At 59.8% G+C, this 24,449-nt stretch carries 27 protein-coding genes, 1 pseudogene and 1 other annotated feature; of the genes and pseudogenes, 17 read left to right on the top strand and 11 right to left on the bottom strand.

Translation table 11 applies throughout. The features are described from left to right. Positions 1 to 142: 142 nt before the first annotated feature. Together ACN0RV_RS13335 and hpf are read right to left on the bottom strand one after the other, a co-directional pair. Positions 143 to 1,282 (bottom strand): annotated as a pseudogene (locus ACN0RV_RS13335) (chorismate mutase); the annotation flags it as partial. Positions 1,283 to 1,321: 39 nt separating this feature from the next. Further along, positions 1,322 to 1,444, bottom strand: a sequence feature (Phe leader region). 100 nt (positions 1,445 to 1,544) lie between these two features. Beyond that, a complete protein-coding gene (gene hpf / locus ACN0RV_RS13340) occupies positions 1,545 to 1,883 on the bottom strand; it encodes a ribosome hibernation-promoting factor, HPF/YfiA family (RefSeq protein ID WP_417348205.1) in 339 nt (112 codons plus the stop codon). A gap of 274 nt (positions 1,884 to 2,157) precedes the next feature. Between hpf and ACN0RV_RS13345 the strand changes: the two genes are divergently transcribed. Next, entirely contained in the window at positions 2,158 to 2,802 is a 645-nt protein-coding gene (locus tag ACN0RV_RS13345; RefSeq protein WP_417348207.1) for a cytochrome b/b6 domain-containing protein, read from the top strand. Positions 2,803 to 2,857: 55 nt separating this feature from the next. Here ACN0RV_RS13345 and ACN0RV_RS13350 read toward each other — a convergent pair whose 3' ends face one another. Then, positions 2,858 to 3,313, bottom strand: coding sequence for a c-type cytochrome (locus ACN0RV_RS13350; protein ID WP_417348209.1), 456 nt, complete (start codon positions 3,311 to 3,313; stop codon positions 2,858 to 2,860). A 180-nt stretch (positions 3,314 to 3,493) separates the two neighbouring features. Between ACN0RV_RS13350 and trpR the strand changes: the two genes are divergently transcribed. The 3 genes from trpR (at position 3,494) to ACN0RV_RS13365 (ending at position 5,439) form a co-directional block, all read left to right on the top strand. After that, positions 3,494 to 3,781 carry a trp operon repressor gene (gene trpR, locus ACN0RV_RS13355; protein ID WP_417348211.1) on the top strand — a complete coding sequence of 96 codons (288 nt, stop codon included), beginning with the start codon at positions 3,494 to 3,496 and terminating at the stop codon, positions 3,779 to 3,781. A gap of 21 nt (positions 3,782 to 3,802) precedes the next feature. Next, the gene (locus tag ACN0RV_RS13360; RefSeq protein ID WP_417348213.1) at positions 3,803 to 5,059 is read left to right on the top strand and encodes an amino acid permease; all 1,257 of its coding nucleotides are present in this window, start codon (positions 3,803 to 3,805) and stop codon (positions 5,057 to 5,059) included. 143 nt (positions 5,060 to 5,202) lie between these two features. Continuing rightward, on the top strand, positions 5,203 to 5,439 hold the full coding sequence (locus ACN0RV_RS13365) for a hypothetical protein (protein WP_417348215.1): 237 nt from the start codon (positions 5,203 to 5,205) through the stop codon (positions 5,437 to 5,439). A gap of 9 nt (positions 5,440 to 5,448) precedes the next feature. On the opposite strand, the gene ACN0RV_RS13370 is transcribed toward ACN0RV_RS13365, so the two are convergent. Next, positions 5,449 to 6,672 (bottom strand): cation:proton antiporter, encoded by a 1,224-nt coding sequence (locus ACN0RV_RS13370; RefSeq protein WP_417348217.1) that lies wholly within the window; start codon positions 6,670 to 6,672, stop codon positions 5,449 to 5,451. A gap of 109 nt (positions 6,673 to 6,781) precedes the next feature. On the opposite strand from ACN0RV_RS13370, the gene ACN0RV_RS13375 reads away from it, so the two are divergent. Beyond that, entirely contained in the window at positions 6,782 to 7,636 is an 855-nt protein-coding gene (locus tag ACN0RV_RS13375) for a universal stress protein (protein ID WP_417348219.1), read from the top strand. Positions 7,637 to 7,705: 69 nt separating this feature from the next. On the opposite strand, the gene slyD is transcribed toward ACN0RV_RS13375, so the two are convergent. Both slyD and aceK read right to left on the bottom strand, forming a co-directional pair. Further along, complete coding sequence (gene slyD / locus ACN0RV_RS13380; RefSeq protein WP_417348221.1) at positions 7,706 to 8,281, bottom strand: peptidylprolyl isomerase; 576 nt, start codon at positions 8,279 to 8,281, stop codon at positions 7,706 to 7,708. A gap of 99 nt (positions 8,282 to 8,380) precedes the next feature. Then, positions 8,381 to 10,078, bottom strand: a complete 1,698-nt coding sequence (aceK, locus tag ACN0RV_RS13385; RefSeq protein ID WP_417348222.1) for a bifunctional isocitrate dehydrogenase kinase/phosphatase — start codon at positions 10,076 to 10,078, stop codon at positions 8,381 to 8,383. A gap of 198 nt (positions 10,079 to 10,276) precedes the next feature. Between aceK and ACN0RV_RS13390 the strand changes: the two genes are divergently transcribed. The 4 genes from ACN0RV_RS13390 to thrC all read left to right on the top strand — a co-directional run bounded on the left by ACN0RV_RS13390 (position 10,277) and on the right by thrC (position 15,864). Continuing rightward, positions 10,277 to 10,957, top strand: a complete 681-nt coding sequence (locus tag ACN0RV_RS13390) for a tRNA/rRNA methyltransferase (RefSeq protein ID WP_417348224.1) — start codon at positions 10,277 to 10,279, stop codon at positions 10,955 to 10,957. 242 nt (positions 10,958 to 11,199) lie between these two features. Further along, positions 11,200 to 13,650, top strand: coding sequence for a bifunctional aspartate kinase/homoserine dehydrogenase I (gene thrA / locus ACN0RV_RS13395; protein WP_417348226.1), 2,451 nt, complete (start codon positions 11,200 to 11,202; stop codon positions 13,648 to 13,650). A 1-nt stretch (position 13,651) separates the two neighbouring features. Continuing rightward, positions 13,652 to 14,587 (top strand): homoserine kinase, encoded by a 936-nt coding sequence (gene thrB, locus ACN0RV_RS13400; protein WP_417348228.1) that lies wholly within the window; start codon positions 13,652 to 13,654, stop codon positions 14,585 to 14,587. A gap of 5 nt (positions 14,588 to 14,592) precedes the next feature. Continuing rightward, positions 14,593 to 15,864, top strand: coding sequence for a threonine synthase (gene thrC / locus ACN0RV_RS13405; RefSeq protein WP_417348230.1), 1,272 nt, complete (start codon positions 14,593 to 14,595; stop codon positions 15,862 to 15,864). A gap of 56 nt (positions 15,865 to 15,920) precedes the next feature. Here the strand turns inward: thrC and ruvX are convergent, their stop codons facing one another. Genes ruvX through yciH form a run of 3 tightly spaced genes read right to left on the bottom strand, consistent with a single transcriptional unit; the run spans position 15,921 to position 17,240 of the window. Further along, positions 15,921 to 16,340 carry a Holliday junction resolvase RuvX gene (gene ruvX, locus ACN0RV_RS13410; RefSeq protein WP_417348232.1) on the bottom strand — a complete coding sequence of 140 codons (420 nt, stop codon included), beginning with the start codon at positions 16,338 to 16,340 and terminating at the stop codon, positions 15,921 to 15,923. Then, positions 16,337 to 16,900: a YqgE/AlgH family protein gene (locus ACN0RV_RS13415; protein WP_417348234.1), complete on the bottom strand. Its 564-nt coding sequence runs from the start codon at positions 16,898 to 16,900 to the stop codon at positions 16,337 to 16,339. Before ACN0RV_RS13415 ends, ruvX begins: the two co-directional genes overlap by 4 nt. Before the next feature lie 10 nt (positions 16,901 to 16,910). Continuing rightward, positions 16,911 to 17,240 (bottom strand): stress response translation initiation inhibitor YciH, encoded by a 330-nt coding sequence (gene yciH, locus ACN0RV_RS13420; protein WP_417348236.1) that lies wholly within the window; start codon positions 17,238 to 17,240, stop codon positions 16,911 to 16,913. A 71-nt stretch (positions 17,241 to 17,311) separates the two neighbouring features. Between yciH and ACN0RV_RS13425 the strand changes: the two genes are divergently transcribed. Beyond that, a complete protein-coding gene (locus ACN0RV_RS13425) occupies positions 17,312 to 18,073 on the top strand; it encodes a sporulation protein (protein WP_417348237.1) in 762 nt (253 codons plus the stop codon). Positions 18,074 to 18,131: 58 nt separating this feature from the next. Here ACN0RV_RS13425 and ACN0RV_RS13430 read toward each other — a convergent pair whose 3' ends face one another. After that, positions 18,132 to 18,671 (bottom strand): YSC84-related protein, encoded by a 540-nt coding sequence (locus tag ACN0RV_RS13430; RefSeq protein ID WP_417348239.1) that lies wholly within the window; start codon positions 18,669 to 18,671, stop codon positions 18,132 to 18,134. 217 nt (positions 18,672 to 18,888) lie between these two features. Here ACN0RV_RS13430 and ACN0RV_RS13435 point away from each other — a divergent pair, with 217 nt between their 5' ends. The 7 genes from ACN0RV_RS13435 to ACN0RV_RS13465 all read left to right on the top strand — a co-directional run bounded on the left by ACN0RV_RS13435 (position 18,889) and on the right by ACN0RV_RS13465 (position 23,943). Continuing rightward, complete coding sequence (locus ACN0RV_RS13435) at positions 18,889 to 19,458, top strand: DUF4136 domain-containing protein (RefSeq protein WP_417348241.1); 570 nt, start codon at positions 18,889 to 18,891, stop codon at positions 19,456 to 19,458. Between the two features lie 82 nt (positions 19,459 to 19,540). Next, a complete protein-coding gene (locus ACN0RV_RS13440) occupies positions 19,541 to 20,146 on the top strand; it encodes a DUF924 family protein (protein ID WP_417348242.1) in 606 nt (201 codons plus the stop codon). Between the two features lie 25 nt (positions 20,147 to 20,171). Beyond that, entirely contained in the window at positions 20,172 to 20,768 is a 597-nt protein-coding gene (locus ACN0RV_RS13445; RefSeq protein ID WP_417348244.1) for an SOS response-associated peptidase, read from the top strand. Between the two features lie 53 nt (positions 20,769 to 20,821). Beyond that, entirely contained in the window at positions 20,822 to 21,334 is a 513-nt protein-coding gene (locus ACN0RV_RS13450) for an OmpA family protein (RefSeq protein ID WP_417348246.1), read from the top strand. A gap of 5 nt (positions 21,335 to 21,339) precedes the next feature. After that, positions 21,340 to 22,173: a mechanosensitive ion channel family protein gene (locus ACN0RV_RS13455; protein WP_417348248.1), complete on the top strand. Its 834-nt coding sequence runs from the start codon at positions 21,340 to 21,342 to the stop codon at positions 22,171 to 22,173. Positions 22,174 to 22,317: 144 nt separating this feature from the next. Continuing rightward, positions 22,318 to 22,689: a glutaredoxin family protein gene (locus tag ACN0RV_RS13460; protein WP_417348249.1), complete on the top strand. Its 372-nt coding sequence runs from the start codon at positions 22,318 to 22,320 to the stop codon at positions 22,687 to 22,689. A 63-nt stretch (positions 22,690 to 22,752) separates the two neighbouring features. Continuing rightward, complete coding sequence (locus ACN0RV_RS13465; RefSeq protein WP_417348250.1) at positions 22,753 to 23,943, top strand: methyltransferase; 1,191 nt, start codon at positions 22,753 to 22,755, stop codon at positions 23,941 to 23,943. On the opposite strand, the gene ACN0RV_RS13470 is transcribed toward ACN0RV_RS13465, so the two are convergent. Continuing rightward, complete coding sequence (locus tag ACN0RV_RS13470; protein WP_417348268.1) at positions 23,936 to 24,187, bottom strand: hypothetical protein; 252 nt, start codon at positions 24,185 to 24,187, stop codon at positions 23,936 to 23,938. The genes ACN0RV_RS13465 and ACN0RV_RS13470 overlap by 8 nt on opposite strands. Between the last annotated feature and the right edge of the window lie 262 nt (positions 24,188 to 24,449).

Below are 24,449 nucleotides of genomic sequence, written 5' to 3' on the forward strand. Positions count from 1 at the left end.
AAGAGGTGCATAGAAAAGCCAGTTGTCACTGACAACTGGCTTAGTCAAAAACCGTCAACGTATTTTAGGACGGGTCAGGGTGTCCCGAGGGAGGGCTACGGCAAGGATGAAGCTCCGCGCCCGGGTTCGGTGTCAATTACTCCAACTCGGTGGGCAGGATGCGCTCGCTCTGGTAGCAGCCGAGTACCTTGACGAAGCGGGTGATGGGAACAAGCTCCGACAGGGCTTTCTGCATGGGGTCACTGCTCAGGTTGGCTTCCACGTCCAGGTAGAACATCTCCTCCCAGGGGTTGCCTGGAATGGGACGGCTGGTGAGCTTGCTCATGATGAGACCGTTGTTTTTCAGTACCAGCAGGGCGTCCACCAGGGCGCCGGCTTTCTGGCCGGTGGCCATGATCAGTGTGGTTTTAGCGGGCACCTGGACCGGCACCTCCTTGGCCTTGCGTGCCACCAGAATGAAGCGGCTCTCGTTATCTGCCTGGTTGGCCAGCTTCTCCCGGCGAACCTCCAGACCATAGAGTGCGCCACCGGCCTGGCTGGCGATGGCAGCCTTGGTGGGATCCTTGCCATCGGCCACCAGGGCCATGGCGTGGGCGGAGCTGGCGCAGTACTCCAGCTTCACCCCGGGATAGCCGCGCAGGTGATTGCTGCACTGGGAGAGGACCTGGGGGTGGGCGTAGATGGTGTCGATGGCGTCCAGCTCGGCGCCGGGCAGGGTAAGCAGGCAGTGGCCTATGGTTTCCGTAGTCTCCCCGACGATCTGCAGGTGGGTCTGCTGCAGCAGGTCGTAGACCTCGTTGATGAAACCGGAGGAGGTATTCTGAATCGGCAGTATGCCGTAGTCGGCGTTGCCCTGCTCAACCGCCTGGATCACCTCATGGAAGTCCGGGCAGCCCATCTCCACCATCGATTTTTCCCTGCGGGTAAAGTAGCCCTGGGCGGCGATGTGACTGTAGGAGCCCCGAGCGCCCAGGTAGGCCACGGTCACCAGATCCTGACTGGTGTTGTGCCGGCCCTGAAGCCAGGCCTGCTGGCGCAGCACCGAGTCTTCGATGATGGTCTGAAACAGACGGACCACATACTGGGCATCCAGACCCTGCTCCTTGCCCAGGGCCACCAGTTTTTCCAGCAGCTGATGTTCCCGCTCCTGATCCCGAACCGGCTTAAGGTCGATCTCCTTGCTTCTGGCCACATTCAGGGTCAGCTGACGACGCTTCGCCAGTAAAGCAAGCAGATCACTGTCGACCTGGTTGATATCGGTTCTTATCTTGTTTAAGTCCATCTTATCCTCGTTGCTGCTCTGAGGGCCTGGCCCGCCGGATACAAAAAAGCCTCCCGGTGAGGGAGGCTTGCTGGGTCATCAATTTTCGTTTTGGCACCCGCACTTCGCCTCCCTAACTGGGTGGTGCAAAAAAGAAAATAAAAAACCTGTGAATCTGAATTTTTATCATTGGGCTACACTAGCGGCTCGGTAATGCTTTTGTCAACAACGCAAAGCGCCGGCGTTTGCCGGCGCACTCCTCATCAGAACGTTCGTGGGAGTCTTAGGCGGCGCTCTCCTCCTCTTCCACCTCGACGGCGGCGGGTTTGACATGACGCTTGGCCTGATCTTTGTGAGCGTGACGATTCAGCTGACGCTCCAGCTTCTGTCCCATCTGGTTGATGGCGTTGTACAGGTTCTCATGAGAAGCTTTAGCAAACAGTTTACCGCTGGGTACGCCCATGGACGCTTCTATCTGAAAGTCGTTGCCCTCCTGAGTGATGATCACATGGGGGCTGATGAGGTCGACGTCGTGTCGATTCAGTTTCTCAAAACGGCTTTCGATGCGTTCACGGATGGGGTCGGTTACGGTGAGGTGTTTGCTGGTGATTTCAATTCTCATAGAGTTCCCCTTCTGTATGACCCAAAATCAGGTTCAACTTCAGACTAACTCCACTTTCGTGTACAGGTAAAGTGATCTTGATCACCTTTTTGTCGGATGTCGGAAAGATGCGCAAACGGTTCAACTCAGGTTAAAAAAACACAGATTTTCGCTTGTGGGATAATCAAAACCGGCGCATTATGGGTGGGATTTAGGGCGAGGGAGTGCTGCGGTTCGTATAGGAAATAACCGCCTTAAAAGTGCCTGGCCCAGACCGGATTCCAAGGAGTTTAAGGTGAAGGTGAAGATCTGGGACGGCATGGTCCGCCTGTTTCACTGGGGGACGGTGTTGCTGTTGCCCCTGTGTTGGTATACCGCAGACCAGGGCATGATGGAGTGGCACATGACCTGTGCCTATCTGCTGATGTCCCTGCTGCTGATGAGAGTGCTCTGGGGCTTTTTCGGCACCACAACCGCACGATTCGATCACTTCCTGCGCCGCCCCGGCGCCGTTATCCACTACCTGGCCCACTGGCGTCATCACAAACGTCCCTACTTCGGCCACAATCCCGCGGGTGGCTACATGGTGTTGGTGATGCTGCTGCTGTTGATGGCGCAGGTGCTCACCGGCCTGTTTGCCACCGATGACATCCTTGCTGAGGGGCCCCTCAACCCCTATGTCAGTGGCCAGTTGGCCTCTAGCATGACCAGCCTGCACCATCTGTTCTTTAACCTGATACTGGCCAGTGTGGCGCTGCATCTGACCGCCATTCTCTTCTATCGGCTCAATGGGGTGAATTTGGTGGAAGCGATGCTCACCGGCTATGGGTTTACCGCCGAAGGGCGTCGCTGCAATGCCCGCACCCCCATACGTTGGCTGTTGCCACTGACCCTGACCACCTCTGGGGTGGTGTTTGGCCTGATTCTTCCTCTCTGGTAGTCAGAGTCAGTGACGAAGAAGGGCTGCCTCTGCAGCCCTTTTCTGTGTCCGGATGTCACTCCTGCTTGAATTGGTCGTGACAGCCTTTACAGGTCTTGCCTGTGGCGCCAAACGCCTTCTTGATGGTTCCGGCGTCACCACCGGCGGAGGCGGTCGCCAGCTTGGAGGAGGCCAGCTGAAACTCCTTGGCGATGTCGTTGAACTTGGCGTTGTCGCTCCAAACCGAGGCCAGGGCTTCGGTATCGCCCTTGTTGGAACCGGCCACCTTGAACGCATCGAAGGGGATGTTGGCCAGCATGGCCAGGTGTTCGGCCCGGCGCTGGAATGCCGCCTCATCCATCTCCTTCTTGCCCTTAATCATGGCGTACATGTCGCCGAAATTTTCCTTGATCAGTTGGAAGGCGTGTTGGCGGTATTTGATGGCATCCTCTGGGGTGTTGAAGGCACCTTCGGCTGCGACTGAGCCGCTCATGGCCAGCAGTGCGGCCAACAGCATAGAACTTCTTGTCATTGTTGCGGTTTCCCTGTTGTTGTTTTGCTCTTGTGAATAGTAACGTGCAAATGTGTCCGTGACCAAGCTCACAAATGTTTCTGAAAATGGCTCAGGTTCTCATGAGGGAAAAAAGCGCTCGCCTTTGTCTTGCTGTAACGGTGTAATGCTACGGCATTACATGTGGAGACAAAAAACGATATGGAATCTGAGTATTGGGATGGGGCGCTCGACCTCATCGCCGGACTGAGTGGTAAGGAGTCACTGGATCCTCTGTGCTCTCTCCTGCTGACCCCGGATGAGCGGGAAGCCATAGGCGCCCGTTTGGCGGTGTTTCGCGCCCTGATGCAGGGGGAGATGACCCAGAGGCAGATTGCCTCAACGCTGAATGTCAGCATTGCCACCATCACTCGTTGTTCAAACACATTAAAACATCTGCCCGACCCCCAGCGCGCCCGAATGCAGGAGATGCTGCTGGGGACCAGTTAACGAGTTAAGACGGAGACATCGATGTCAGAAGTAGTATTAGAGACATCAGCAAAACAGGCCTCACCCGGTATCCTGGGTGGGGCGATGATCATTGCCGGGACCGCCATCGGCGCCGGCATGCTGTCACTGCCGGTGATGAGTGCCGGCATGTGGTTTGGGTGGTCGACCATCATCCTTGCCCTCTGCTGCTACTGCTGCTATAGCTCCGCCATGTATCTGGCCGAGGCCAACCTCAACTATCACCCCGGGGCCAGCTATGCCACCATGGCCCGGGACACCCTGGGTCGTACCGGCGCCCTAGTGGCCCTGTGTACCGTGGGTTTCGTTAGTTATATCCTTTGTTATGCCTACATTTCCGGGGGCTCCTCAGTACTGGCCTCCAGCCTGGAAGCGGGCTTTGGCCTTAGCCTGAGCAACTGGCAGGCAGGGTTGGTGTTTGGCATCGTCCTGGGGGCCATAGTGTTGCTGGGATCACGGGCGGTGGATCGAGTGAGCACCATCATGATCGGTGCCATGGTGATCACCTTCATCACCTCTACCGGCCTGCTTTCAGCCGAGGTGACCGCCACCAACCTGTTCCCCGAAGTGGGCATGGGGGAGACTCTGCCCTATGTGTGGTTGGGCATTCCCGTGCTGGCGCTGAGTTTCGGTTACCACAGCACGGTGCCCAGCATCGTTAAACACTATGGCATGGATATCCGCAAGTCCCGTCAGGCGATCCTCGGCGGCAGCCTGCTGGCCCTGGCCATCTATGCACTGTGGCAGTTTGCTATCCTGGGGACGGTATCCCGTACCGACTTTGCTCAGGTGGTGGCGTCCGGTGGCAACGTCAGTGCCCTTATCGGTGCAGTGGGCGATGCGGTGGACGGTCAGTTAATCGATACCCTGCTGAGCTTCTTCGCCAAGTTCGCCCTGGCCAGCTCTTTCCTGGGGGTTGCCCTGGGACTGCTGGACTTCATCAAGGATCAGATGGGGCTGGGTGACGGTCACCGTGATACCGCCATCGCCGGGGCGGTTACCTTCCTGCCGCCGCTGGTCCTGGGTGTGGCCATTCCGGATGGCTTCATTGTGGCCATCGGCTATGCCTCTCTGCTGGCCAGCATCTTCGTTCTGGTGCTGCCCTGTTCCATCGCCCTGGTGTTGCGTCGTCGAGGTGCCAGTGAGGAGTATCGGGTTTGCGGCGGCAACCTGCGTCTCTACCTGGTGCTGGGCTTCGGCTTGCTGGTGATCGTCTGTGAAAGCCTGGCGCTGCTGGGAATGCTGCCGAGCTACCCCTGATTCCCTTCCATTTTCCTACCTGCCGGCACCACAGCAGTGGTGCCGAACCTTGTTACCTTCTGCTTTTTGAGCTATCTCAGGTTTGTTAAGCCAAGCTGAGCGTACAGTGAAGTTGAGATAGAGTGACAAGTGAGGAGACTGTGATGGATTGGGAACCTGGCAACATCAATTATCAGGGACAGGACAGCGGTGTGCACCGCTGGCAGGTGGATTCTGAAGTGACTCTCTATTGGCATCCGGACTGGTTGCACCTGGCAGAGGACATCACCGGTATGCACAAGAAGGTCCCCTTGGATCTTGCTTCTGGAGAAGTGCCCACCGAAGCTCACGCCCTGAAGGCGGTGGAGAAGGTGGTGAAGGCTCGTAAAGGCGAAGAGTGACCTTGAATCTTAACCAGGGGGCGACTGCCCCCTGGTATCTTCGCCTGGCTCCGGGTGGGTGCAGGCCCATTTGAGCACCACAGGGCCCACTATGGTGGTCAGGGTGATCACCAGCACCAGCAGGGCAAAGCTCTCATCCCCAAGCAGGTTCACCTGCCGTCCCATCTCGGCAAACACCAGTCCCACTTCCCCCCTGGGTACCATGGCGCTGCCCACCATCAGCTTTTGTCGCCGACTTCCTGTAAGCCATAAGCCACACTGCAGCTTGGTCAGTACTGCCAGGGTGGTCAGTACCAGGGCAATGACCATGGTGGTAGGGGTCAGGGACTGCTGGGTCAGATTGATGCTCAATCCCACATAGCTGAAGAACAGCGGTGCCAGCACGTCATTGAGCGGCCCCGAAGCCTGCTCCAGTTTTCGGGTAAAGGGGAAGGGGTTAACCAGCCACTTGGACCAGGGAGAGGTGAAGTGGCGGGAGATCCCCAGGCCGGCGGCAAAGCCGCCCAGCAGTGGTGGTGTGCCACACAGGTAGGCCAGCCAGCCAAACAGGCAGATCAGCAGCAGGACGGTGCTGGCGTAGAACCCCGGTAACATATCTTGCTTGGTCAGGGGTTTGAGCAAATAGATGAGCAACCGGGTGGCGATCGGCGCCAGAATCAGAAACAGCACTATGGTGACCAGTTGCAGCAGTACGCCTATGGGCTCCATGTCGCCATTGGAGAAGCTGAACATCAGTCCCAGCAGCAACACCCCCAAGACGTCGTCGATGATGGCCGCCCCCAGGATGGTGTGTCCCATCACCCCCTTGTCCTGGTGATTGAGCCTGAGCACCCGCATGGCGATGCCGATGCTGGTGGCTGTCAATGCCACGCCGAAGAACAGCGCCTCGAGGGGCGGGGTAGGCAGTAACCAGTGGACGAAAGGGGGAATCAGCAGGGCGGGCACCAGCACCCCGCTCAGGGCCACGGTGAGCACCCTGGGGCCACTGTTCAGCAGGCGTTTTGTGGAGGTTTCGCAGCCAATGACGAACATCAGGGTGACCACCCCCAGCTCGGCCAGGTTGTGCAACTGGGGATGAGGGGTAACCCACCCCAGCAGGGAGGGACCGAGGATCAGGCCCGAGCTCAGTTCTCCCACCACCGCAGGCAGCCCCAGACGCCAGCATAACTGGGCCAGGACCTTGGCCAGCAACAACATCAACAGCAGGCTGAGCAGGAAGGTGTCCAGATGCATGTGGGCTCCTTTTTAGGGCAAAGCTAGGTGGGCTTGCTCTGGTTAGGCTATGTTTAAATCATAGAATTTCTTCGGAACTCTGGTGCTTGAATGCGACAGGGGAGGGACTATGAGCAAGATCTTGATCGTGGCTCCCAGGGACGATGACCAATTCGATGCCTTGGCCAAGGGAGTGGAATTAGCGCAAACATTGAAGATGGATGCGGAGGTGGTGGGGTACTGCCATGAGTCGATGCCGACCACGGATGGGATGACTCCGGAGCTGGTGGAGTCGATCAAAAACCGCCTGATGAGTGATCTGGACGACAAGCTTCACACCCGGTTGTCTCAGCTCGGGAGCGGCGTCCCTGTGTCGGTTCGCTGGGCTAAATATCTGGCCGAAGATGTGGCCGCCCTCGGCGATCAGGGGGCCTCGATGATCGTCAAATCCTACCGTAAGAGCGAACACCTGCTGCCTACCGACTGGCACCTGATCCGCCAGACCCGGGTGCCGCTGATGCTGTTTACCGACAACCACAGGGCCAGGGCCCAGGATGTGCTGGTGGCGCTGGACCTCGGTGGCAAGAGTGATTCCAAGCAGATGCTGAATCAGCAGTTGCTTCACCATGCCAAGCAACTGGTGAAGGCTACCGGGGGCGAGCTTCATCTGGCCTATGTGGTCCATCTTTCCAGGGTGATCCGGGATCTAGAGGTGGTGGATACCCGGCAACTGGTCAAGGATGTCTATCGCAACAACGGCCTGTTGCTGGAGTCCCTGGGGCTGCCTAAGGACCAGGTGCATGTGATGGTGGGGGATGAGACTCAGTGCCTGCCTCAACTGGCCAATAAGCTGCAGGTGGGGTACTTCGTCATCGGCGCACGTCAGCGCAAGGGGATTCTGGGGTACGTCATGGGCAATACTGCCGAGGAGATCCTCAGTAAGATGCACAGCCATCTGCTTGTGGTGCCCCAGTTCGATCAGTAACCCTGTACAAACCGGCAATAAAAAACGGCAGCCTAAGCTGCCGTTTTTTCTGAAGGTGGGAATCAACCCTTAGTGGCAGCCGCAGCCGCCCTTGCCTTCGCCGTGGTCACCGCACTCGCCGGTGCCGCCACAGCATTCGTGGTCGTCACCCTTGTCGCTGCAACCACCGCCGCAGCCGCCGGCTGCGTGGATGTGACCGTGAGCGATCTCCTCTTCGGTCGCGGCACGTACTTCAACCACTTCCACTTCGAACTGCAGGGTTACGCCAGCCAGAGGGTGGTTGCCGTCGACCACTACGGTGTCATCACGTACTTCAGCGATAACCACAGGAGCCGGACCCTGATCGGTTTCCGCCATAAAGCGCATGCCGGGGGTGATGTCTTCGATGTCACCAAAGGCAGCCAGAGGTACCTCCTGTTTCAGGCCCTCCTGATATGGACCATAGGCTTCTTCAGGGGCCACAGAGGCGTCCAGCTTGTCGCCGGCAGCTTTGTCAGCCAGTTGTGCTTCCAGGCCTGGGATCAGGTTATTGGCCCCATGCAGGTACTGCATAGGCTGACCGCCGAAGGAGTCTTCGATCAGTTCGCCTTCGCCGTCACGCAGACGGTAGTGCATGGTAACGACGGTATTAGCAGCAATTTTCATCCGGAACTCCAAAAACAGATGAGTGTAAAAGGCCAAATCATACGGCTTTCACCCTTGCTGCACCATGACTGAGGCAACATTTTTACCTCCAAAGGGGGATCAGAGTCGACACTCCTGGCGGTAGGGGCGGATATCCGGGTAGATACCGTCGCGGATCTGGCTTTGCAGCCCCTGCCAGTAACTGGCCTGAAGCAGATCCCTGTGCTGAGCCATGAAGCTCTTGCGGATCTCCGCCCGCCCCAGCAGGAAGCGACCAAACTCTTCCGGGAAGATATCCTTGGGACCCACCGAGTACCAGGGCTCGGCGGCCATCTCATCTTCCGGGTAGCGTGGCGGGGGGATCACCCGGAAATTGCAGTCGGTCATATAATCGATCTCGTCGTAGTCGTAGAACACGACGCGGCCATGTCGGGTAACCCCAAAGTTCTTAAACAGCATGTCACCAGGGAAGATGTTGGCGGCGGCCAGTTGCTTGATGGCGTTACCATACTCGCCGATGGCCCGGTGCAGATGGAGGTCGTCGGCACCATCCAGATAGATGTTCAGAGGAGTCATGCGCCGCTCGATGTAGAGATGGCGGATGATGATTCGGTCGCCATCCAGCTCCACCTCTGAGGGGGCGCAGGTCATCAGTTCATCCAGCAGGGCCGGGCTGAATCTGTGGCGGGGAAAGGCGAAGTTACGAAACTCCTGGGTGTCGGCCATCCGGCCCACCCTGTCGTGTTCCTTCACCAGGTTGTATTTCTCCATCACCTCGGCTTTGCTGCTCTCCTTGGGCGGGGCGAAGCTGTCCTTGATCAGCTTAAACACCACATCATAGGAGGGCAGGGTAAACACGCTCATGACCATCCCCTTGATCCCCGGAGCGATGACAAATTGGTCGCTGCTGGTGTTGAGGTGGCTGAGGAAGGAGCGGTAGAACTCGGTCTTGCCGTGTTTCTGCAGACCGATGGCGGTGTAGAGTTCCGCCCAGGACTTGTTGGGCATCAGGTGGCGCAGGTAGCGCAGCAGCAGGGCGGGTCGGTCGGTTTCCACCATAAAGTAGGCCCGGGTAAAGCTGAAGATCACCGAGCAGTCATCCTGGCGGGTGATCACCGCATCCAGGGCCAGGCCGGCTTTTCCGTGGCGGATGGGCAGAATCAGTGGGGACTCTCCCCGGTGGCCGATGAGCCGTCCGACCAGGTAGGCCCCCTTGTTGCGGTAGAACACAGGTTTGAGAAACTCCACATCGTGGGCGTTCAGCCGGGTCATCACAGGCTCGAGTCGCTGATGCAGCTTGTCCAGGTCCAGGTCAATATCCTCGAAGGCGTTCAGCAGCCTGGCGTAGCCCAGGGCGCGACGGAACGCCTCTTTAGGTCGCTCTCCCAGATTGAATCGCCAGCAGAGTTTGTGGGGGGCGAAGGGCGCGCGCCGGGCACTGGCGGTGTGGATATAGAGGTGCTGATTGTCCAGGCCCCGGTGGCGAAACAGCCTGGCGAACACCGAGTTAAAGAAGGTTTCCGCCAGCTCTGCCTGAGGGTGCCCCTGCAACAGCTCGCTGTATTCACTCTTGGCGGCGCGCCACAGCTCGGTGGAGATGGTGGGGCTGTCCAGCCTGGCCATCAGGGCGGCGACGGTCTCCGATACCCGCTGGCTGTAGAAGCGGATTCGCTGCTTCTGGGCACGCTGAACACCGGCCCAGTCTGCACTGAGAAACCGCTCCGGGGCGCCGGCGTTGACCCGGGAGAACAGCCGGTAGTGTTGATCAAACCCGGTGAGAATACGGTAGGCGAGCCGTTTTGGGGTGCCCTTGTCCATCTGTGGTACTCCTTACCTGACTGCGGGACCTGGGGCGTGTGGTCCTCGCCCCTGCACCCTCTAACCTACCGTCACCAACCTTGCTTCTCAATGGGATTTCATTACCCTTGGCCGCAAATGTTTTAAGGTGTACCGAGCTTTGGTGGCCTGTTTGCGCCAGGGCTTGCCTGATGTGGCCCCCGTACACGAGGAGAGATTGTGGAACTGACCTTTATTCTGGTGGCCCCCGCCCGGGGAGAAAACGTGGGCGCCGTCGCCCGTGCCATGAAGACCATGGGGTTTGAGCGGCTGAGGGTGGTGGCTTCCGAAGCGCATCTGAGTCAGGAAGCGGGCTGGGTGGCCCATGGCAGCCAGGAGCTGCTGAGTCAGGCCCAGGGGTTCGCCACCCTGGCGGACGCCGTGGCTGACCAAGACCTGGTCATAGCCAGCACCGCCCGTCGCCGAGGCGACAAACGGGTGCTTCACTCCCCTGCCCAGGCCGTGGAGAAGGTCAGGGCCCTGGGAGAGGCGGCTCCAAGGGTTGCCCTGGTCTTTGGCTGCGAGGAGTCAGGCTTGTCCAACGCTGATCTGACATTGGCGGATCTGCTGACCACCATTCCCCTGGCCAACCCTTATCCCTCTCTGAACCTGGCCCAGGCGGCCATGCTCTATGCCTACGAGTTCTCCCGGGTGCCTCAGGCGCCACAACCTGATGCCGCCGGTGCCGGGCAACTCTCGGTACTGAAACAGCGCTCCATAACCTTGATGAATGATTTGAATGTCGCTGAGAATGACCCCCTGCGCATTTGGCTCAAAGATCGTTTGGCCCTTTTAAATCAAAGGGATGTGTCAATGGCTCACACCCTGGTTGGGGACATCGAAAAGGCGCTGAAAAAATAGTCCTTGACTCTTGCGCGCCTTTCAGTTCAAGTAACAGGTACGACAAATTTAAAGGTTTATTCATAATTCGATGCTAAATATGCACGCTGTAATCACCACCATTATCGTGATTACCGGCACCGGTACCACCGGTCGCGGGGCGGGCTGCTAGTATCTGAAGAAACCACAGATTCAGTTACCAGAAAGCCCGCTCCCAAAGCGGGCTTTCTTCGTTTTGGGCAGGGCACAACAGGAGAGACGAGATGAAGGTGATGAAGTTCGGGGGCTCTTCCCTGGCCAGTGCAGAGCGGTTTGCCCAGGTGGCGACTCTGGCACAGGAGAGCGTCGAGGGGTTCTCTCTGGCGTTGGTGCTGTCGGCACCCAAGGGGGTCACCAATGCCCTGGAGTCGGCGGTGTATCGGGCGGTGGCCGGCTACAGTGATGAGCTGCTGGACCCGGTCCGTCAGACTCTGGACGAGCTCAGTGGCAGCGCCGAACTGGATCTGGAGGCTCGTGAAGCACTGGTGGCCCTTTGGCAGCAGGAGCTGGCTCAGGTGGCTCAGAAGCTTCAAGGGGTAGCGCTTTTGGGGCGTTGCCCCGATGAAGTGGTGGCGGAAGTGATGGTGGTGGGGGAGCGCCTGTCGGTGCACATGATGATGGCCCTGCTCACTGCCCGGGGCGAGCGCAGTGCCTTCTTGGAGCCAAGGCGTTACCTGATGGCCAGAGGGGAAGCCCTGGATGCCCAGGTGGACATCGAGGCTTCCCGCCAGCGTCTGGCCTCTCTGCCCGTGGGAGAGTACCGGTTCTGGGTGATGCCAGGTTTTACTGCCTGCAACCAGGAGGGGCAGACCGTCACCCTGGGTCGCAACGGCTCAGACTATTCCGCGGCGGCACTGGCCGCCTGTCTGCACGCCGACAGCTGCGAGATCTGGACCGATGTGGACGGCGTCTACAGCGTGGATCCCCGCCTGGTACCGGATGCCCGTCTGTTGGAAGAGATGAGTTACAAGGAGGCGATGGAGCTCTCCTACTTCGGGGCCAAGGTGTTGCACCCGAGAACCATTGCTCCCATTGCCCAGCATCAGATCCCCTGCCGCATCCGTAACACCCTGAACCCCAAAGCCCTTGGCACCCTGATCCATCAGGAGGGGGCGGGCAGCGATGCGGTGAAGGCGGTCAGCCACCTGGCTGAGCAGACCATGATCAGCGTCTCCGGGCCTGGTATGAAGGGGATGGTTGGCATGGCGGCCCGGGTGTTTGATGCCATGAGCCTGGCCGGTGTGTCCGTCAGCCTGATCACCCAGAGCTCTTCCGAGTACTCCATCTCCTTCTGTGTGGAGGAGCAGGATCAGGAGCTGGCGGTGCAGGCCCTGGAGGAGACCTTTGCCCTGGAGCTCAAGAGCGAGATGCTCGATCCCCTGGAGCTGATGCCCGGTATGGCCATCGTTACTCTGGTGGGCGATGGCATGAAGACCCGCAAGGGGGTGGCTGCCCGCTTCTTCCGTTCCCTGGCTCAGGCCTCCATCAACATCGCCGCCATCGCCCAGGGCAGCTCCGAGCGGGCGATCTCTGCGGTGATCCGCAACGATGACGCTGCCGCCGCCCTGCGCATCTGCCATCAGAACTTCTTTGACAGCCGGCTCTACGTGGATGTGCTGCTGGTGGGCTGTGGTCAGGTGGGCGCCGAGCTGCTCAGTCAGATCAACCAGCAGCAGCAGGCCCTCAATGACCACCATGTGGCGCTGCGGGTCTGTGGTGTGGCCAACTCCCGGCAGATGCTGCTGGCCCCTCAAGGTCTCAACCTGGACAACTGGCGGGAGCAGCTTGAGGTCGAGGGGCAGCCCATGTGCCTGGAGGCGCTGTTTGCCTTTGCCCACGACGCCAAGCTGACCAACCCGGTGCTGGTGGATTGCAGCGCCAGTGACGCCCTGGGGGCCCGCTACCTGGATGCCATGAACGCCGGCCTGCATGTGGTCACTCCCAACAAGAAGGCCAACACCGCCGACATGGCCTACTACCGTGAGCTGCGTCAGGTGGCCCGTCGCCAGCGTCGTCAGTTCCTGTATGAAACCAACGTGGGCGCTGGCCTGCCGGTGATCGATAACCTGCAAGGGCTGCTGCGTGCCGGTGACGAGCTGCACAGCTTCGGCGGCATCCTCTCCGGATCTCTCTCCTACATCTTTGGTCTGCTGGAGGAGGGGGTGTCGCTCTCTGACGCCACCACCCGGGCGCGGGAGAAGGGCTTTACCGAGCCGGATCCCCGCGAGGATCTGGCGGGCATGGACGTGGCGCGCAAGGTGCTGATCCTGGCGCGGGAAGCCGGTCTGGAGCTGGAGATGGACGATATTCAGGTGGAGAGTGTGCTGCCTGCCTCCTTTGATGCTTCCGGTGATACGGACACCTTTATGGCCAATTTGTCCCAGGCGGACGCCGAAGTGGCTCAGATGGTTGCCGCGGCCAAGGCCGACAACAAGGTGCTGCGTTATGTGGGCGCCATCGAGGCGGACGGCAGCTGCAAGGTGGCGGTTCAGGCGGTGGGGCCGGAGCACCCACTGTATGCCATCAAGGGTGGGGAAAACGCCCTGGCCTTCTACAGTCGTTACTATCAGCCACTGCCCTTTGTCCTGCGCGGCTACGGCGCCGGCACCGCGGTGACCGCCGCCGGGGTCTTCGCCGATATCCTGCGTACTCAGGCTTGGCAGAAGGAGGGCTGATATGGCCAAAGTAACCGCTTATGCCCCAGCCTCCATGGGCAACGTCAGCGTGGGCTTCGATCTGCTTGGCGCCGCCCTGCAACCTTTGGATGGCAGCCGCCTTGGCGACAGGGTCAGCGTGGAGGATGCCGAAGCGCCGGCGTTCGCCTGCTGTGGCCCCTATGAGGATGTGTTGCCCAGAGACCCGGCACAGAACATCGTGCTCAAGGCGGTGGAGGCCTTCTTCGAGGCCAGTGGCCTGGCTCCGCAACCGCTGTCGCTGACCCTGGAGAAGAACCTGCCGGTGGGCAGTGGTCTGGGATCCAGTGCCAGCTCGGTGGTGGCTGCCTGTGCCGCCCTCAATCGTTTCTTCGATGATCCCCTGAATGAGGTGGAACTGCTCAGGCTGATGGGGGAGTTGGAGGGTCAGATCTCCGGGTCCATTCACTACGACAATGTGGCGCCCAGCTACCTGGGAGGGCTGCAACTGATGGTGGCGGATTTTGCCCGCAAGCTACCCGCCTTCGATGACTGGTACTGGGTGGTGGCCTACTCGGGGATCAGCCTGTCCACCGCCAAGATGCGGGCGCTGTTGCCGGAGCAATATGACAAGGGCACCACCATCGCCTTTGGCCAGAACCTGGCGGCCTTCGTGGATGCCTGTTACCGCCAGGACCAGCAACAAGCCCTGGCCATGCTCAAAGATGAGCTGGCGGAGCCCCACCGGGCGGCGCACATCCCCGGTTTCGTGGCCGCCAAGTCTGCCCTGGCTGAACTGGGCGCCGACGCGGTGGGGATCTCCGGGTCCGGACCGACCCTGTTTGCCGTTTGTCGTGATAAAGAGAGCGCCCAACGGGCCAAGAACTACCTGGACACCTGTTACCTGGCCAATGCCAGGGGTTTCGCCCATATCTGCCGGCTGGCGGAGGATGGGGTTATCTACCAGAGCGAGAAGTAATCACCATGGAACTCTATAACCTGAAACATCCCGATCAGACCGTCAGCTTCTCCCAGGCCGTGCGCCAGGGATTGGGCAGGGACCGCGGGCTGTTTTTCCCCTCAAGTTTACCCAAGCTGGACAACGTCGACGAGCTGCTGGCCATGCCTTTTGTGGATCGTTCCGTCGCCATTCTGAATGCCTGGCTGGGCGAGGAGTTGGGTGAGGAGACGGTCGCTGCCCTGGTGCGTGACGCCTTCACCTTCGACGCGCCCCTGGCCCAGGTGTGCGACCGCCAGTACTGCCTGGAGCTGTTCCATGGTCCCACCCTGGCCTTCAAGGATTTCGGTGCACGCTTCCTGGCTCGGGTCCTCTCTCACCTGGCGGGGGAGGAGTCCCTGACCATTCTTACCGCCACCTCGGGAGACACCGGCGCCGCCGTGGCCGATGCCTTCTACGGTTTGGACAACATCAAGGTGGTGATCCTCTATCCCGAGGGGCGCATCAGCCCCCTGCAGGAGAAGATGTTCTGTACCCTGGGGGGCAACATTCAAACCCTGTCGGTGGCGGGCAGCTTCGATGACTGCCAGTCCCTGGTGAAGCTGGCGTTTGAGGATGAGCCGTTGAAGCAGGCCATTGGTCTGAACTCCGCCAACTCCATCAACATCGCCCGGTTGCTGGCACAGATCTGCTACTACTTCGAGGCGGTGGCTCAGTTGCCGGAGGCGCGCCGTCATCAGGCGGTGATCTCCGTACCCAGCGGCAACTTCGGCAACCTGACCGCCGGACTGCTGGCCAAGGCGATGGGCCTGCCGGTGAAACGCTTCATCGCCGCCACCAACAGTAACGACACCGTGCCCCGCTACCTGTCCAACGGTCAGTGGGAGGTGCGTCCTACGGTGGCCACCCGCTCCAATGCCATGGACGTGTCTGCCCCCAACAACTGGCCCAGGGTCGAGGCCCTGTGCCAGGCCAAGGGCTGGTCCCTGGCTCAGCTGGAGGGGATGGCGGTTTCCGAGGCGGAGTGTGAGACCCAGCTGACCGCCCTGCATAAGGGAGGCTACCTGTCAGAGCCCCATGCGGCGGTGGCCAGCCGGGCCCTGTCCCTCTCCCTCAATCCGGAGGAGTGCGGCATCTTCCTGGGCACTGCCCATCCAGCCAAGTTCAAGGAGTCGGTGGATGAGTTGCTGGGCCTGGATCTGCCCCTGCCTGAGGCTCTGGCCCAGGCGGCGGTCAAGCCTCTGCTCAGCGAGTCCCTGGCGAACTCCTTCGAGGATCTGAGAGCCAAGCTGCTCTGAGTGATTTGGATATGAAAAGAGGGCGCCGTGGCGCCCTCTTTTTGATTCCGGGGGGGTCACCCATAGAGGGACTCGAAGTAGCCCTCGAGAATCAGGGCGGCGGAGGTGGCGTCGATGGCGGACTTTTTCAGGCCACGAAAGCCGCGGCGCTCAAACAGGTGCGCCTTGGCGTCTGTGGTGGTCAGGCGCTCATCCTGAGTCACTACCTTGATCCCGAAACGTCCATGGAGGCGGTTGGCAAACTTGCGCGCCCTCAGGGTCAGCTCCTGCTCGGTGCCGTCCATATTCAGGGGGAGGCCCACCACCACCAGGCTGGGTTGCCATTCGGCAAACAGCTTGGCGACCTCATCCCAGTTGGGAATGCCGTCGTTGGCCTTGAGGCCACACAGGGGCTGGGCGGTGCCGGTGATGCTCTGGCCGATGGCCACGCCGATGGCCTTGGTGCCGAAATCGAATCCGAGAATGGTGTCACTCATGCGTGGCCAATCTCCCCGGAAAGTTGCCAGGCGTCGATGCCCAGGGCCCGGGTGGCAGCGGCCCAGCGCTCCTTGTGGGGCACTTCAAACAGCAGCTCAGGAGTGGCAGGAATGGTCAGCCAGGATCCCTCTAGGATCTCCTGTTCCAGCTGGCCTGCTTCCCAGCCGGCGTAGCCCAGGGCCACCAGGTAGTGGTCCGGAGCCTGGCCCTGGCCCAGGCTGTCGAGGACATCCTTGGAACAGGTGACGGTCAGTTCGTCATTGATGCGGCGGCTGTTGGCGAAGTTGCGTTCGCTGCTGTGGAGCACGAAGCCGCGATCCGGCGTCACCGGCCCGCCAAGCAGGACCTGATTGGCCAGGCTTGCGGGCAGGACAAACCCCTCCTCCTGCAGCTCCATCTTTCGCAGCAGTTCGTCCAGCGCCAGCCCAATGGGGTGGTTGATGATCAGCCCCATGGCCCCCTCTTCGTCGTGTTCACAGAGGTAGGTAACCGAGCGTTTGAACACCTTGTCCTGCAGTGAGGGCATGGCGATCAACAGGTGATCTTTCAGGCTTTGCATGGGTAACTCCTTAACCTCCAGCCAGTTTGACCTTGAAGCCCTGTTGCTCCAAAAGCTGCTTCAGCTGGTCCCTCTTGTCGCCTTGGATCTCGATGTCGAACTCCTTGACGGCACCGCCGACGCCCATCTTTTTCTTCAGGGTGGCGGCCAGCTTCTTGAGCTTCTTATCCTCTAAGCCTAGCCCCTTCACCACCATCATTCCTTTGCCTTTTCGGCCCTTTCTATCCAGGTGGATGCGAACCCAACCATCGCCTTGAGGAGGCTGGGGTTTTGTCTCTTCCTGGGTAATGCGCCCCTGGTCGGTGCTATATACCAGTTGCGAGTCTTGATTAGAGATCATATCTTGCGGCTTATCAGGTATGGGCCTGTCAGTTTACCAAAATCACAGAAGAAAAAGGAAAATCCGCGCCGATGTCCCTCTTCAATCGACTGCTTTCCTCCATGGGCATGGGCTCTTGCGAGGTGGATACCCTGCTGAGTTCCGACAGTTTCTCGCCCGGTCAGCGGGTGGCCGCCCGAGTGCTGGCCAAGGGGGGCTCCATAGGTCAGCACATCCATGGAGTCTACTTCTCACTTCACTGCCGCTATCAGCAGAGGGAGGATGGCCATGTGCAGACCCAGGAGGTAGAGCTGGCGCATTTTCAGCTGCCTGTGGCGATGACCGTCGGTGCCCGGGAGGAGCTGGAGATCCCCATAGAGTTTCAGTTGCCGGAGTTCACTCCCCTGACTCTGGGCGACACCGAGGTGTGGCTCTCTACCGGCCTGGATATCCGTCAGGCCCGCGACCCCAGCGATAAGGATCTGTTTCAGGTGGTGCCCCAGCCTCTGGTCGCGGAGTTGTTGGTGGCTATCACCCGGCTGGGCTTTATCCAGGATCTGGTGCACACCGAAGCGGTCTCCTCCATGGCCAGGGTGACGGCGCCTTACCTGCAGATGTTCCATTACAGTGTGGGCGAGGGGCCCTTCAAAGGGCGGATTGAGGAGATGGAGCTGGCGGTGGTCCCGGCAGAGGGGGGACTCTACCTGCATGCGGAGGTGACCCGCACCGGGCGGGGGATGGCGGCGGCAGTGAGTCGTATTCTGGAGGAGAGCGGAGACCGGCAGCGCCGCAGGCTCACCCCGGAACTGGTGGAGAACCTGCAGCAGTACATCGAGCAGTTGCTGGTCGACTGACACTGGAGTGTGCCGAGCCCTGATGTTGGTTGAATTAGCCTGTCAGGCGCTCTGGTCGTCAGCGATCGATCTTGGTGAACTTGGAACCCTCAAAGGTGAGGTTATACATCAGCCCCTTGTTGGAAAAGATGAACCCGATGATGGGCTGCCTCAGGGTATTGCTGTCGAAGGTGCCGCCCGCCCCCAGGGTAGCCAGAGCCACGGAGCCGTCCACGCCGGCCTTCCAGCCCTGGCTGTTGCGGAAGTTGTCCAGGGCCTCTGAGGTCATAAACAGCACCACCTGGCTCTTTACCTGGGCGCCGACCTGCAGGCCGAACGAGGCCGCCGCAGTGGCGTAATAATCTGCCGGGGCCCCATTGATCAGCAGTGCCCCTTCGCCATATTCGCCGCCGATGCCGAACCCTGCCTTGTACACCTCAGGCAGTACCAGTACGCCCCTCGCTTTGGCCACCAGTTCCTTCGCCGCTGGCGTCTCCTTGTAGAGTTGCTGCAGGGCGCCTTTGACCTTGGCGTCGATCTCGGTTTTTGAGGCGGCCTGGGCACCAAATCCAAGCATCATGGTCATCAGTGCGAACAGCCATATCTTCAGCGCTCTCATTCTCTGTTACTCCTAAGGGCAATGATCCGGGTGTTATCCCAATAAGTTGTTAAAAAGTATAGACAACTAATTGGGTTTTTGGGGACATCCGGGGAAAGGCTCTAGAGTGGCAGCCCCTTGCTGAACCCCGGCTGGCTGAGAGGTCGGAAGGGCTTTAGGGAACCTGAATCCCTGTGTTAAGGTCATAAACAGTGTATTAACGGATAGGGATCCCAACATGTTGAAGCGCGCGTTTCTTTGGATTGGCATTTTGGCGCTGGCGGGCTGCAGCTCGGTCAGTACCGAGTACGACTACGACGAGAAGGTGGCGTTCGATGGCTTCACCAAGTGGGCCTGGGTGGAAGCCACCCCGGACAGCGGATCTGCCAAATACCAGATGGACGGGCTCAACGATCGCCGCATTCGCGATGCTCTCACCTCCCAGCTGACCAATGCTGGTTTGTCTCAGGTGCCTGCCAGTGATGCCCAGGTACTGGTGAACTATCTGACTCAGGTCGAGAAGAAGATCGACGTCGACACCTTCTACACCAGCTTTGGCTACTATCCCTACTACCACAGTCGCCATGGCTATTGGGGTACGGGTGTTCAGGCGGACACCCGGGTTCGGGAATACAAGGAGGGCACCCTGATTGTCGATATTATCGATGCCAACACCAAGCAGTTGCTGTGGCGTGGCAGCGGCACCGACACCCTGAAGAAGAACCTGACGCCGGAGAAGCGCACCGAGCAGGTTCAGAAGGTGGTTGCCGCCATTTTTGAAGGCTACCCCCCAGGCAAAGAGAAGTGAATCACCCAGGCCGACTTGAAAGTCGGCCTGTTTTTTGCTCTGAATACAGAACCAGACTTTGGCCATTGAACAAGGAGATGGGATGAATCCAGAAGTCGAACAGGTGCTGTTTTTCTGGTTCGGAGAGCTGCAGCAGGGCTTGCCTAAAGAGCCGAAAGGCAAGCTGTGGTTTGGCGCCGGAGAGGTGATCGACGAGGAGATCCGGGTTCACTTTGGTGAGCTTCATCAGCGGGCCCTGGCCGGGGAGCTGGAGGAGTGGGCCGAGCAGCCCAGGGGGCGCCTGGCTCTGATCATCGTCCTGGACCAGTTCAGCCGCAACCTCTATCGGGGCCGGGCCGAGGCCTTCTCCGGGGACGCCAAAGCGGTGACACTCTGCCGGGAAGGGATCGCCGCTGGCATGGATGGCGAGCTCAGTCTGTCGGAGAAGCAGTTCTTCTATATGCCGCTGCAGCACTCCGAATCCCTGGAAGACCAGCGCCTCGGGGTGAAGATGTTGACCGATTTGAGCCAGGGGCTGACCGACAGGGCACTCACCGAAGCCGAAGGCACCCTGAAGTTTCAGCAGCTTCATCTGGAGATCATCGAGCGTTTTGGCCGCTTTCCCCACCGGAATCAGGTATTGGGGCGGCAAAACAGTGCCGCAGAGGCCCTCTACCTTGCCGATGGCGCCCCCAGGTTTGGTCAGTAACTCCAGTTTCAGTTAGTGGATTGCTATGTGTGGCCGCTTTTTTCAGGCTTGTGACGGTTATGACACCAGAGATCAACTGGGGATGGATGGGGGCACCTTTGCACTGGTGCCCCAAGAGCAGATTCGTCCCACCCAACTGGTGTCGGCGGTGTTGGAGCTCGATGGCCAGCTCAGCCTGAGGCAGTTCCAGTGGGGCCTGCCCCATCCCGGGCTGTCCAGACCGGTCATCAATGCCCGTAGCGAGACCCTGGCGGAAAAGCCGATGTTTCGCCAGGCGCTTGCTCACAGGCGTTGTCTGATCCCCGCCTCAGGCTGGTTTGAGTGGCGCAAGGAGGGGAGTGGCAAACAGGCATACCGCTTCTCTGCGCCTGGTCCTGCGCCACTGTTCAGCTTTGCCGGGCTCTGGTGGCCTCCAGCGGAATCCTTGCCCAACGGCGCCGTGGTGCTGGTGACTCAAGCGGCCTCGCCCAATCTCTCCGAATACCATCACAGGATGCCTGTGGCCCTATTGGGAGCACCGGCCAGAGCCTGGTTACAAACAGGCGAGCTCGGTGGTGGGCTCTCCCTCTTTGACGTATCCGCTCATCCCGGCGGTGGCCCCGCCCAAGGACAGCTGTTTTAACCTGCCTTTTGCGTCAGCTTGGTCTATCTTTGAGGTGGAGCCAGGAGCGAGATATGACTTTCTTTATCAGATGTTTGTGCTGTACCTTGGTGTTGTCGGCCCCGGTTGTTGCCGGGGACAGAGACGGGGATGGGGTACCTGACAGCAAGGACGCCTGCCCCAGGACTTCTGCCACTGTGGCCAGCGGCAATGGTTGCCCGGCCCAAGCGGCTCAGGAGGCGCGCACTGTGGTGCTACTGTTTGACAGCGGCTCGTCGGTGGTGCGCCAGGACCAGCTCAAGAAGCTCCAGCCCTGGATGACCAAGTGGCAGGGGCATCAACTGGTGGTCAAGGGACACGCCGATGAGCGTGGTGGCACCGGTACCAACCAGACCCTCTCCCTGGCCCGGGCAGAAGCGGTTGCCGACGTACTGGAACTGAATTTTGGCGTTGATCGCCGATCGCTTTCCCTCCACGCACTGGGGGAGAGCGAACCACTGAAGGAAAATGACCAGGGACTGGCTGCCAACCGACGTGTGGAGGTGGTGGCCCAGCCCGTAACCCTAAAACTGATTAAGGGAGACTAGGGAACATGGAAGCATGGATGGAGCAGTTGCCTGAGCTGGCGATGGCCTATGGAATAAATATCGTATTTGCCCTGGTGATCTTCATTGTGGGTCGCTGGATCAGCAAGTTGGTGCGCAAGCTTGTGGAAGCGGTGATGACCCGGCGCAACGTGGAGAAGACCGCGGTCAGCTTCGTCGGGGCCCTGGTGTCAGTCATGATCATGGCAGTGACCCTGGTGGTGGTCCTGGCTCAGCTAGGGGTGCAGACCGCCTCTCTGATTGCTGTGTTGGGTGCCGCGGGCCTGGCGGTGGGTCTGGCGCTGCAGGGCTCCTTGTCCAACTTTGCCGCGGGGGTGCTGCTGGTGGTGTTCCGCCCCTGTAAGGCCGGCGACTATGTGGAAGCCGCCGGTGTGGCCGGTGTGGTTGAAGAGATCTCCATCTTCTCCACCACCCTGGTGACCCCGGATAACAAGAAGATCATCGCCCCCAATGCGGCGGTGATGAGCAGCGTCATCGTCAACTACAGTGCCAAGGACACCCGGCGGGTGGATCTGGTGATTGGCGTCTCCTATGATGCGGATCTGCGTCAGACCCGGGAAGTGCTCACCAAAACCGTCAACGCCTGCCAGTATGTGCTGGATGATCCGGCCCCAACCATTGAGGTGTCTGAGCTGGCGGACTCCAGTGTGAACTTCGTGGTCCGCCCCTGGGTGAAGGGCGCAGACTACTGGGACGCCTACTTCCAGCTGATGGCCAACATCAAGGTTGCCTTGGATGAGGCTGGTATTGGCATCCCCTATCCACAGCTGGATCTGCACGTTCAGCAGTTGCCTGCGCGGTCACCGGCAGATCATCAATAATCCTGTGTCCTGAAGAGGCTTGGGAAGAGGGAAAACGGGTCGCGATGGCGACCCGTTTCACGTTTGTTGGGGGCGGTGTGATCTCTGCCCATTTGGGCGCGCCTTAGGTACAATGGCGCCAAGCAACCACTACAGGACCCGCAAATGCTGTTGAAAATTGTACGTGAAGGCCTGGGACGCACCATCGCCCTGGGTGATGTTCTGACCCGCCCAAGACCGGTTAAACGTCCTCCTGAAGAGCAGGCCAGAGTCGCCAAAGAGGTACAGAGCCTGTCCCTCTATCAGTTTTATGCCTGCCCCTTCTGCATTAAGGTTCGTCGTGCGATGCATCGGCTGAACCTGCCCATCGAGACTCGGGATGTGAATCGTCATCCGGTATACCGGGCGGATCTGGAGCAGAACGCCGGCAAGGTGATGGTGCCCTGTCTGCGCATCGATGGCGATGATGGCAGCCAGTGGATGCTGGAGTCCGGAAACATCATCGCCTATCTGGACAAGCGATACGGCAGTGCCTGATAGTCCTTTTCTGACCCGGGGGCTTTGGCTACAATGGCCGCTTTTTTGCGCTCCTGGGTTTTCATGAATCATCATCAAAGGTTTCATCGGCTCACTGAACTGCTGCAGGCCACTCGCCATTGGTGGCAGTTTGTTCCCTTTGAACAACTGAGTTTGCCCTGGCTGGAGTCCGCGCCAGACCTGTGTGCCTGGTTGGATAACCAGCCCGATGAGACCCTGGTGGCGCTGCGCCAGGACGCACCGACGCTGCAGTCTCTGCTCTCCCCCTATCTGCCCTTCGTGTCTGAGCTCAGCTCACTGGCCTCTTTGGCGTCCAGCGAGGGGCGTGAGATTTGCTATCCCTCTCGCCTGGACACCGGTGTGCCCGGGCGAAAATGGCAGCAGATCACCGCTTTTGCTTCCACCTTGCAGGCCCAGGATCTGCCCTGGTTGGAGTGGTGTGCGGGCAAGGGGCACCTGGGGCGGGTTCTGGCGGCGTCCAGCGGTCATGAGGTGATCAGCCTGGAGTGGCAGCAGAGGTTGTGCGATGAGGGGGAGGCGCTGGCCTCCAGAAGCGGTCAGCCGCAGCGCTTTGTTCAGGGGGATGCCCTGACGGCGGAGGCCGCATCCTTGCTGTCTGCCGATCAGCATGCGGTGGCCCTGCACGCCTGTGGTGAGCTTCACCTGTCCCTGATGCGTCATGGCGCAGAACGTCGCACCCGATCCATCTCCCTGTCACCCTGCTGTTATCACCTGATCCCTCAGGACAGCTACCAGCCTCAATCCCGGGCGGCTCAGGCAACGGGTCTGAGCTTGAGCAAGATGGATCTGAAGCTGCCCCTGCAGGAGACGGTCACCGCCCCGCCCCAGGTGCGCCGGCGCCGCGGGTTGGAGTTGAGTTACCGGCTTGGGTTTGATTCCCTTCAACGCAATCAGCGAGGTGGGGGGTACCAGCCTCTGCCAACGGTGCCTAAGGCGGTGCTGGACCAGGGATTTGAGGCTTTCTGCCACTGGGCTTGTGAGCGCAAGGGGCTGCAGCTGGATTTGACTCAGGCCGGTGATTTTCTCGCAACCGGCGAGGACAGGGTCACTCTGGTGGAGCAGATGGAGACAGTGCGTCAGCTGTTTCGTCGCCCCCTGGAGATCTGGCTGGCCTTGGACAGGGTGCTGTTTCTAGAGGAGCAGGGGTATGAGGTGTCTCTCACCGAGTTCTGTGAACGCAGTGCCACCCCGAGAAACCTGCTGCTTCAGGCGACTCTGGATCGGGCTATTTGACCCTCACCTTGCCCCCCACCATCTTCAGGGCGGGTACCCCACGAATCAGGGTCTGACGGCCAAACTGGCTGCCGCAGCCGGGGCAGATTCCCGGCTGCTGGGTATGATCTTCGGTAATCCGTTCGATAAAGCACTTCACCAGGGCACCATTTCCCCCTTTTCGATAACGCAGCAGTTGGGTTCGGCAGCGGCTGCAGCTTATCTGAACTGAACGGTCCGGGAGTTTGCTATTGGGTCTGGCCATGGAGTCCGCGAGCTAGCTGAACGAAGAATCAGTGTATCCCAGAGGCGGGCGCGGTACGAAGAGGAAAATCGCCTTGCATTTCTGACGGCTCTGCTAATCTTGTTGATATACCGAGCGGGCAGTTCGGTTTTTTTAGGCTTGGCGGGAGTGCCAGGTCATCAGCGCAGAGAATCACAAGGATGTGGCGTATGTTGCACAGAAATATCCCCTCAGGGCGGATGGCGATGCCTGCCCCCGCTTCCCTTCCTTCAGAACACGCAGT

Origin of the sequence: Ferrimonas sp. (assembly GCF_048263965.1) — a bacterium.
In the GTDB taxonomy this organism is placed as follows: Bacteria; Pseudomonadota; Gammaproteobacteria; order Enterobacterales; family Shewanellaceae; genus Ferrimonas.

Excerpts from the sequence above, each read along its gene's own strand:
- ACN0RV_RS13425 (WP_417348237.1), top strand. The coding sequence starts at position 17,312 with ATGTCCCTCTTCAATCGACTGCTTTCCTCCATGGGCATGGGCTCTTGC.
- ACN0RV_RS13455 (WP_417348248.1), top strand. The coding sequence starts at position 21,340 with ATGGAAGCATGGATGGAGCAGTTGCCTGAGCTGGCGATGGCCTATGGA.
- ACN0RV_RS13470 (WP_417348268.1), bottom strand. The coding sequence starts at position 24,187 with ATGGCCAGACCCAATAGCAAACTCCCGGACCGTTCAGTTCAGATAAGC.
- ACN0RV_RS13445 (WP_417348244.1), top strand. The coding sequence starts at position 20,172 with ATGTGTGGCCGCTTTTTTCAGGCTTGTGACGGTTATGACACCAGAGAT.
- ACN0RV_RS13365 (WP_417348215.1), top strand. The coding sequence starts at position 5,203 with ATGGATTGGGAACCTGGCAACATCAATTATCAGGGACAGGACAGCGGT.
- ACN0RV_RS13350 (WP_417348209.1), bottom strand. The coding sequence starts at position 3,313 with ATGACAAGAAGTTCTATGCTGTTGGCCGCACTGCTGGCCATGAGCGGC.
- ACN0RV_RS13465 (WP_417348250.1), top strand. The coding sequence starts at position 22,753 with ATGAATCATCATCAAAGGTTTCATCGGCTCACTGAACTGCTGCAGGCC.
- ruvX (WP_417348232.1), bottom strand. The coding sequence starts at position 16,340 with ATGAGTGACACCATTCTCGGATTCGATTTCGGCACCAAGGCCATCGGC.
- thrC (WP_417348230.1), top strand. The coding sequence starts at position 14,593 with ATGGAACTCTATAACCTGAAACATCCCGATCAGACCGTCAGCTTCTCC.
- trpR (WP_417348211.1), top strand. The coding sequence starts at position 3,494 with ATGGAATCTGAGTATTGGGATGGGGCGCTCGACCTCATCGCCGGACTG.
- ACN0RV_RS13440 (WP_417348242.1), top strand. The coding sequence starts at position 19,541 with ATGAATCCAGAAGTCGAACAGGTGCTGTTTTTCTGGTTCGGAGAGCTG.
- yciH (WP_417348236.1), bottom strand. The coding sequence starts at position 17,240 with ATGATCTCTAATCAAGACTCGCAACTGGTATATAGCACCGACCAGGGG.
- hpf (WP_417348205.1), bottom strand. The coding sequence starts at position 1,883 with ATGAGAATTGAAATCACCAGCAAACACCTCACCGTAACCGACCCCATC.
- ACN0RV_RS13430 (WP_417348239.1), bottom strand. The coding sequence starts at position 18,671 with ATGAGAGCGCTGAAGATATGGCTGTTCGCACTGATGACCATGATGCTT.
- ACN0RV_RS13375 (WP_417348219.1), top strand. The coding sequence starts at position 6,782 with ATGAGCAAGATCTTGATCGTGGCTCCCAGGGACGATGACCAATTCGAT.
- aceK (WP_417348222.1), bottom strand. The coding sequence starts at position 10,078 with ATGGACAAGGGCACCCCAAAACGGCTCGCCTACCGTATTCTCACCGGG.
- ACN0RV_RS13460 (WP_417348249.1), top strand. The coding sequence starts at position 22,318 with ATGCTGTTGAAAATTGTACGTGAAGGCCTGGGACGCACCATCGCCCTG.
- ACN0RV_RS13450 (WP_417348246.1), top strand. The coding sequence starts at position 20,822 with ATGACTTTCTTTATCAGATGTTTGTGCTGTACCTTGGTGTTGTCGGCC.
- ACN0RV_RS13370 (WP_417348217.1), bottom strand. The coding sequence starts at position 6,672 with ATGCATCTGGACACCTTCCTGCTCAGCCTGCTGTTGATGTTGTTGCTG.
- ACN0RV_RS13415 (WP_417348234.1), bottom strand. The coding sequence starts at position 16,900 with ATGCAAAGCCTGAAAGATCACCTGTTGATCGCCATGCCCTCACTGCAG.
- slyD (WP_417348221.1), bottom strand. The coding sequence starts at position 8,281 with ATGAAAATTGCTGCTAATACCGTCGTTACCATGCACTACCGTCTGCGT.
- thrA (WP_417348226.1), top strand. The coding sequence starts at position 11,200 with ATGAAGGTGATGAAGTTCGGGGGCTCTTCCCTGGCCAGTGCAGAGCGG.
- thrB (WP_417348228.1), top strand. The coding sequence starts at position 13,652 with ATGGCCAAAGTAACCGCTTATGCCCCAGCCTCCATGGGCAACGTCAGC.
- ACN0RV_RS13360 (WP_417348213.1), top strand. The coding sequence starts at position 3,803 with ATGTCAGAAGTAGTATTAGAGACATCAGCAAAACAGGCCTCACCCGGT.
- ACN0RV_RS13435 (WP_417348241.1), top strand. The coding sequence starts at position 18,889 with ATGTTGAAGCGCGCGTTTCTTTGGATTGGCATTTTGGCGCTGGCGGGC.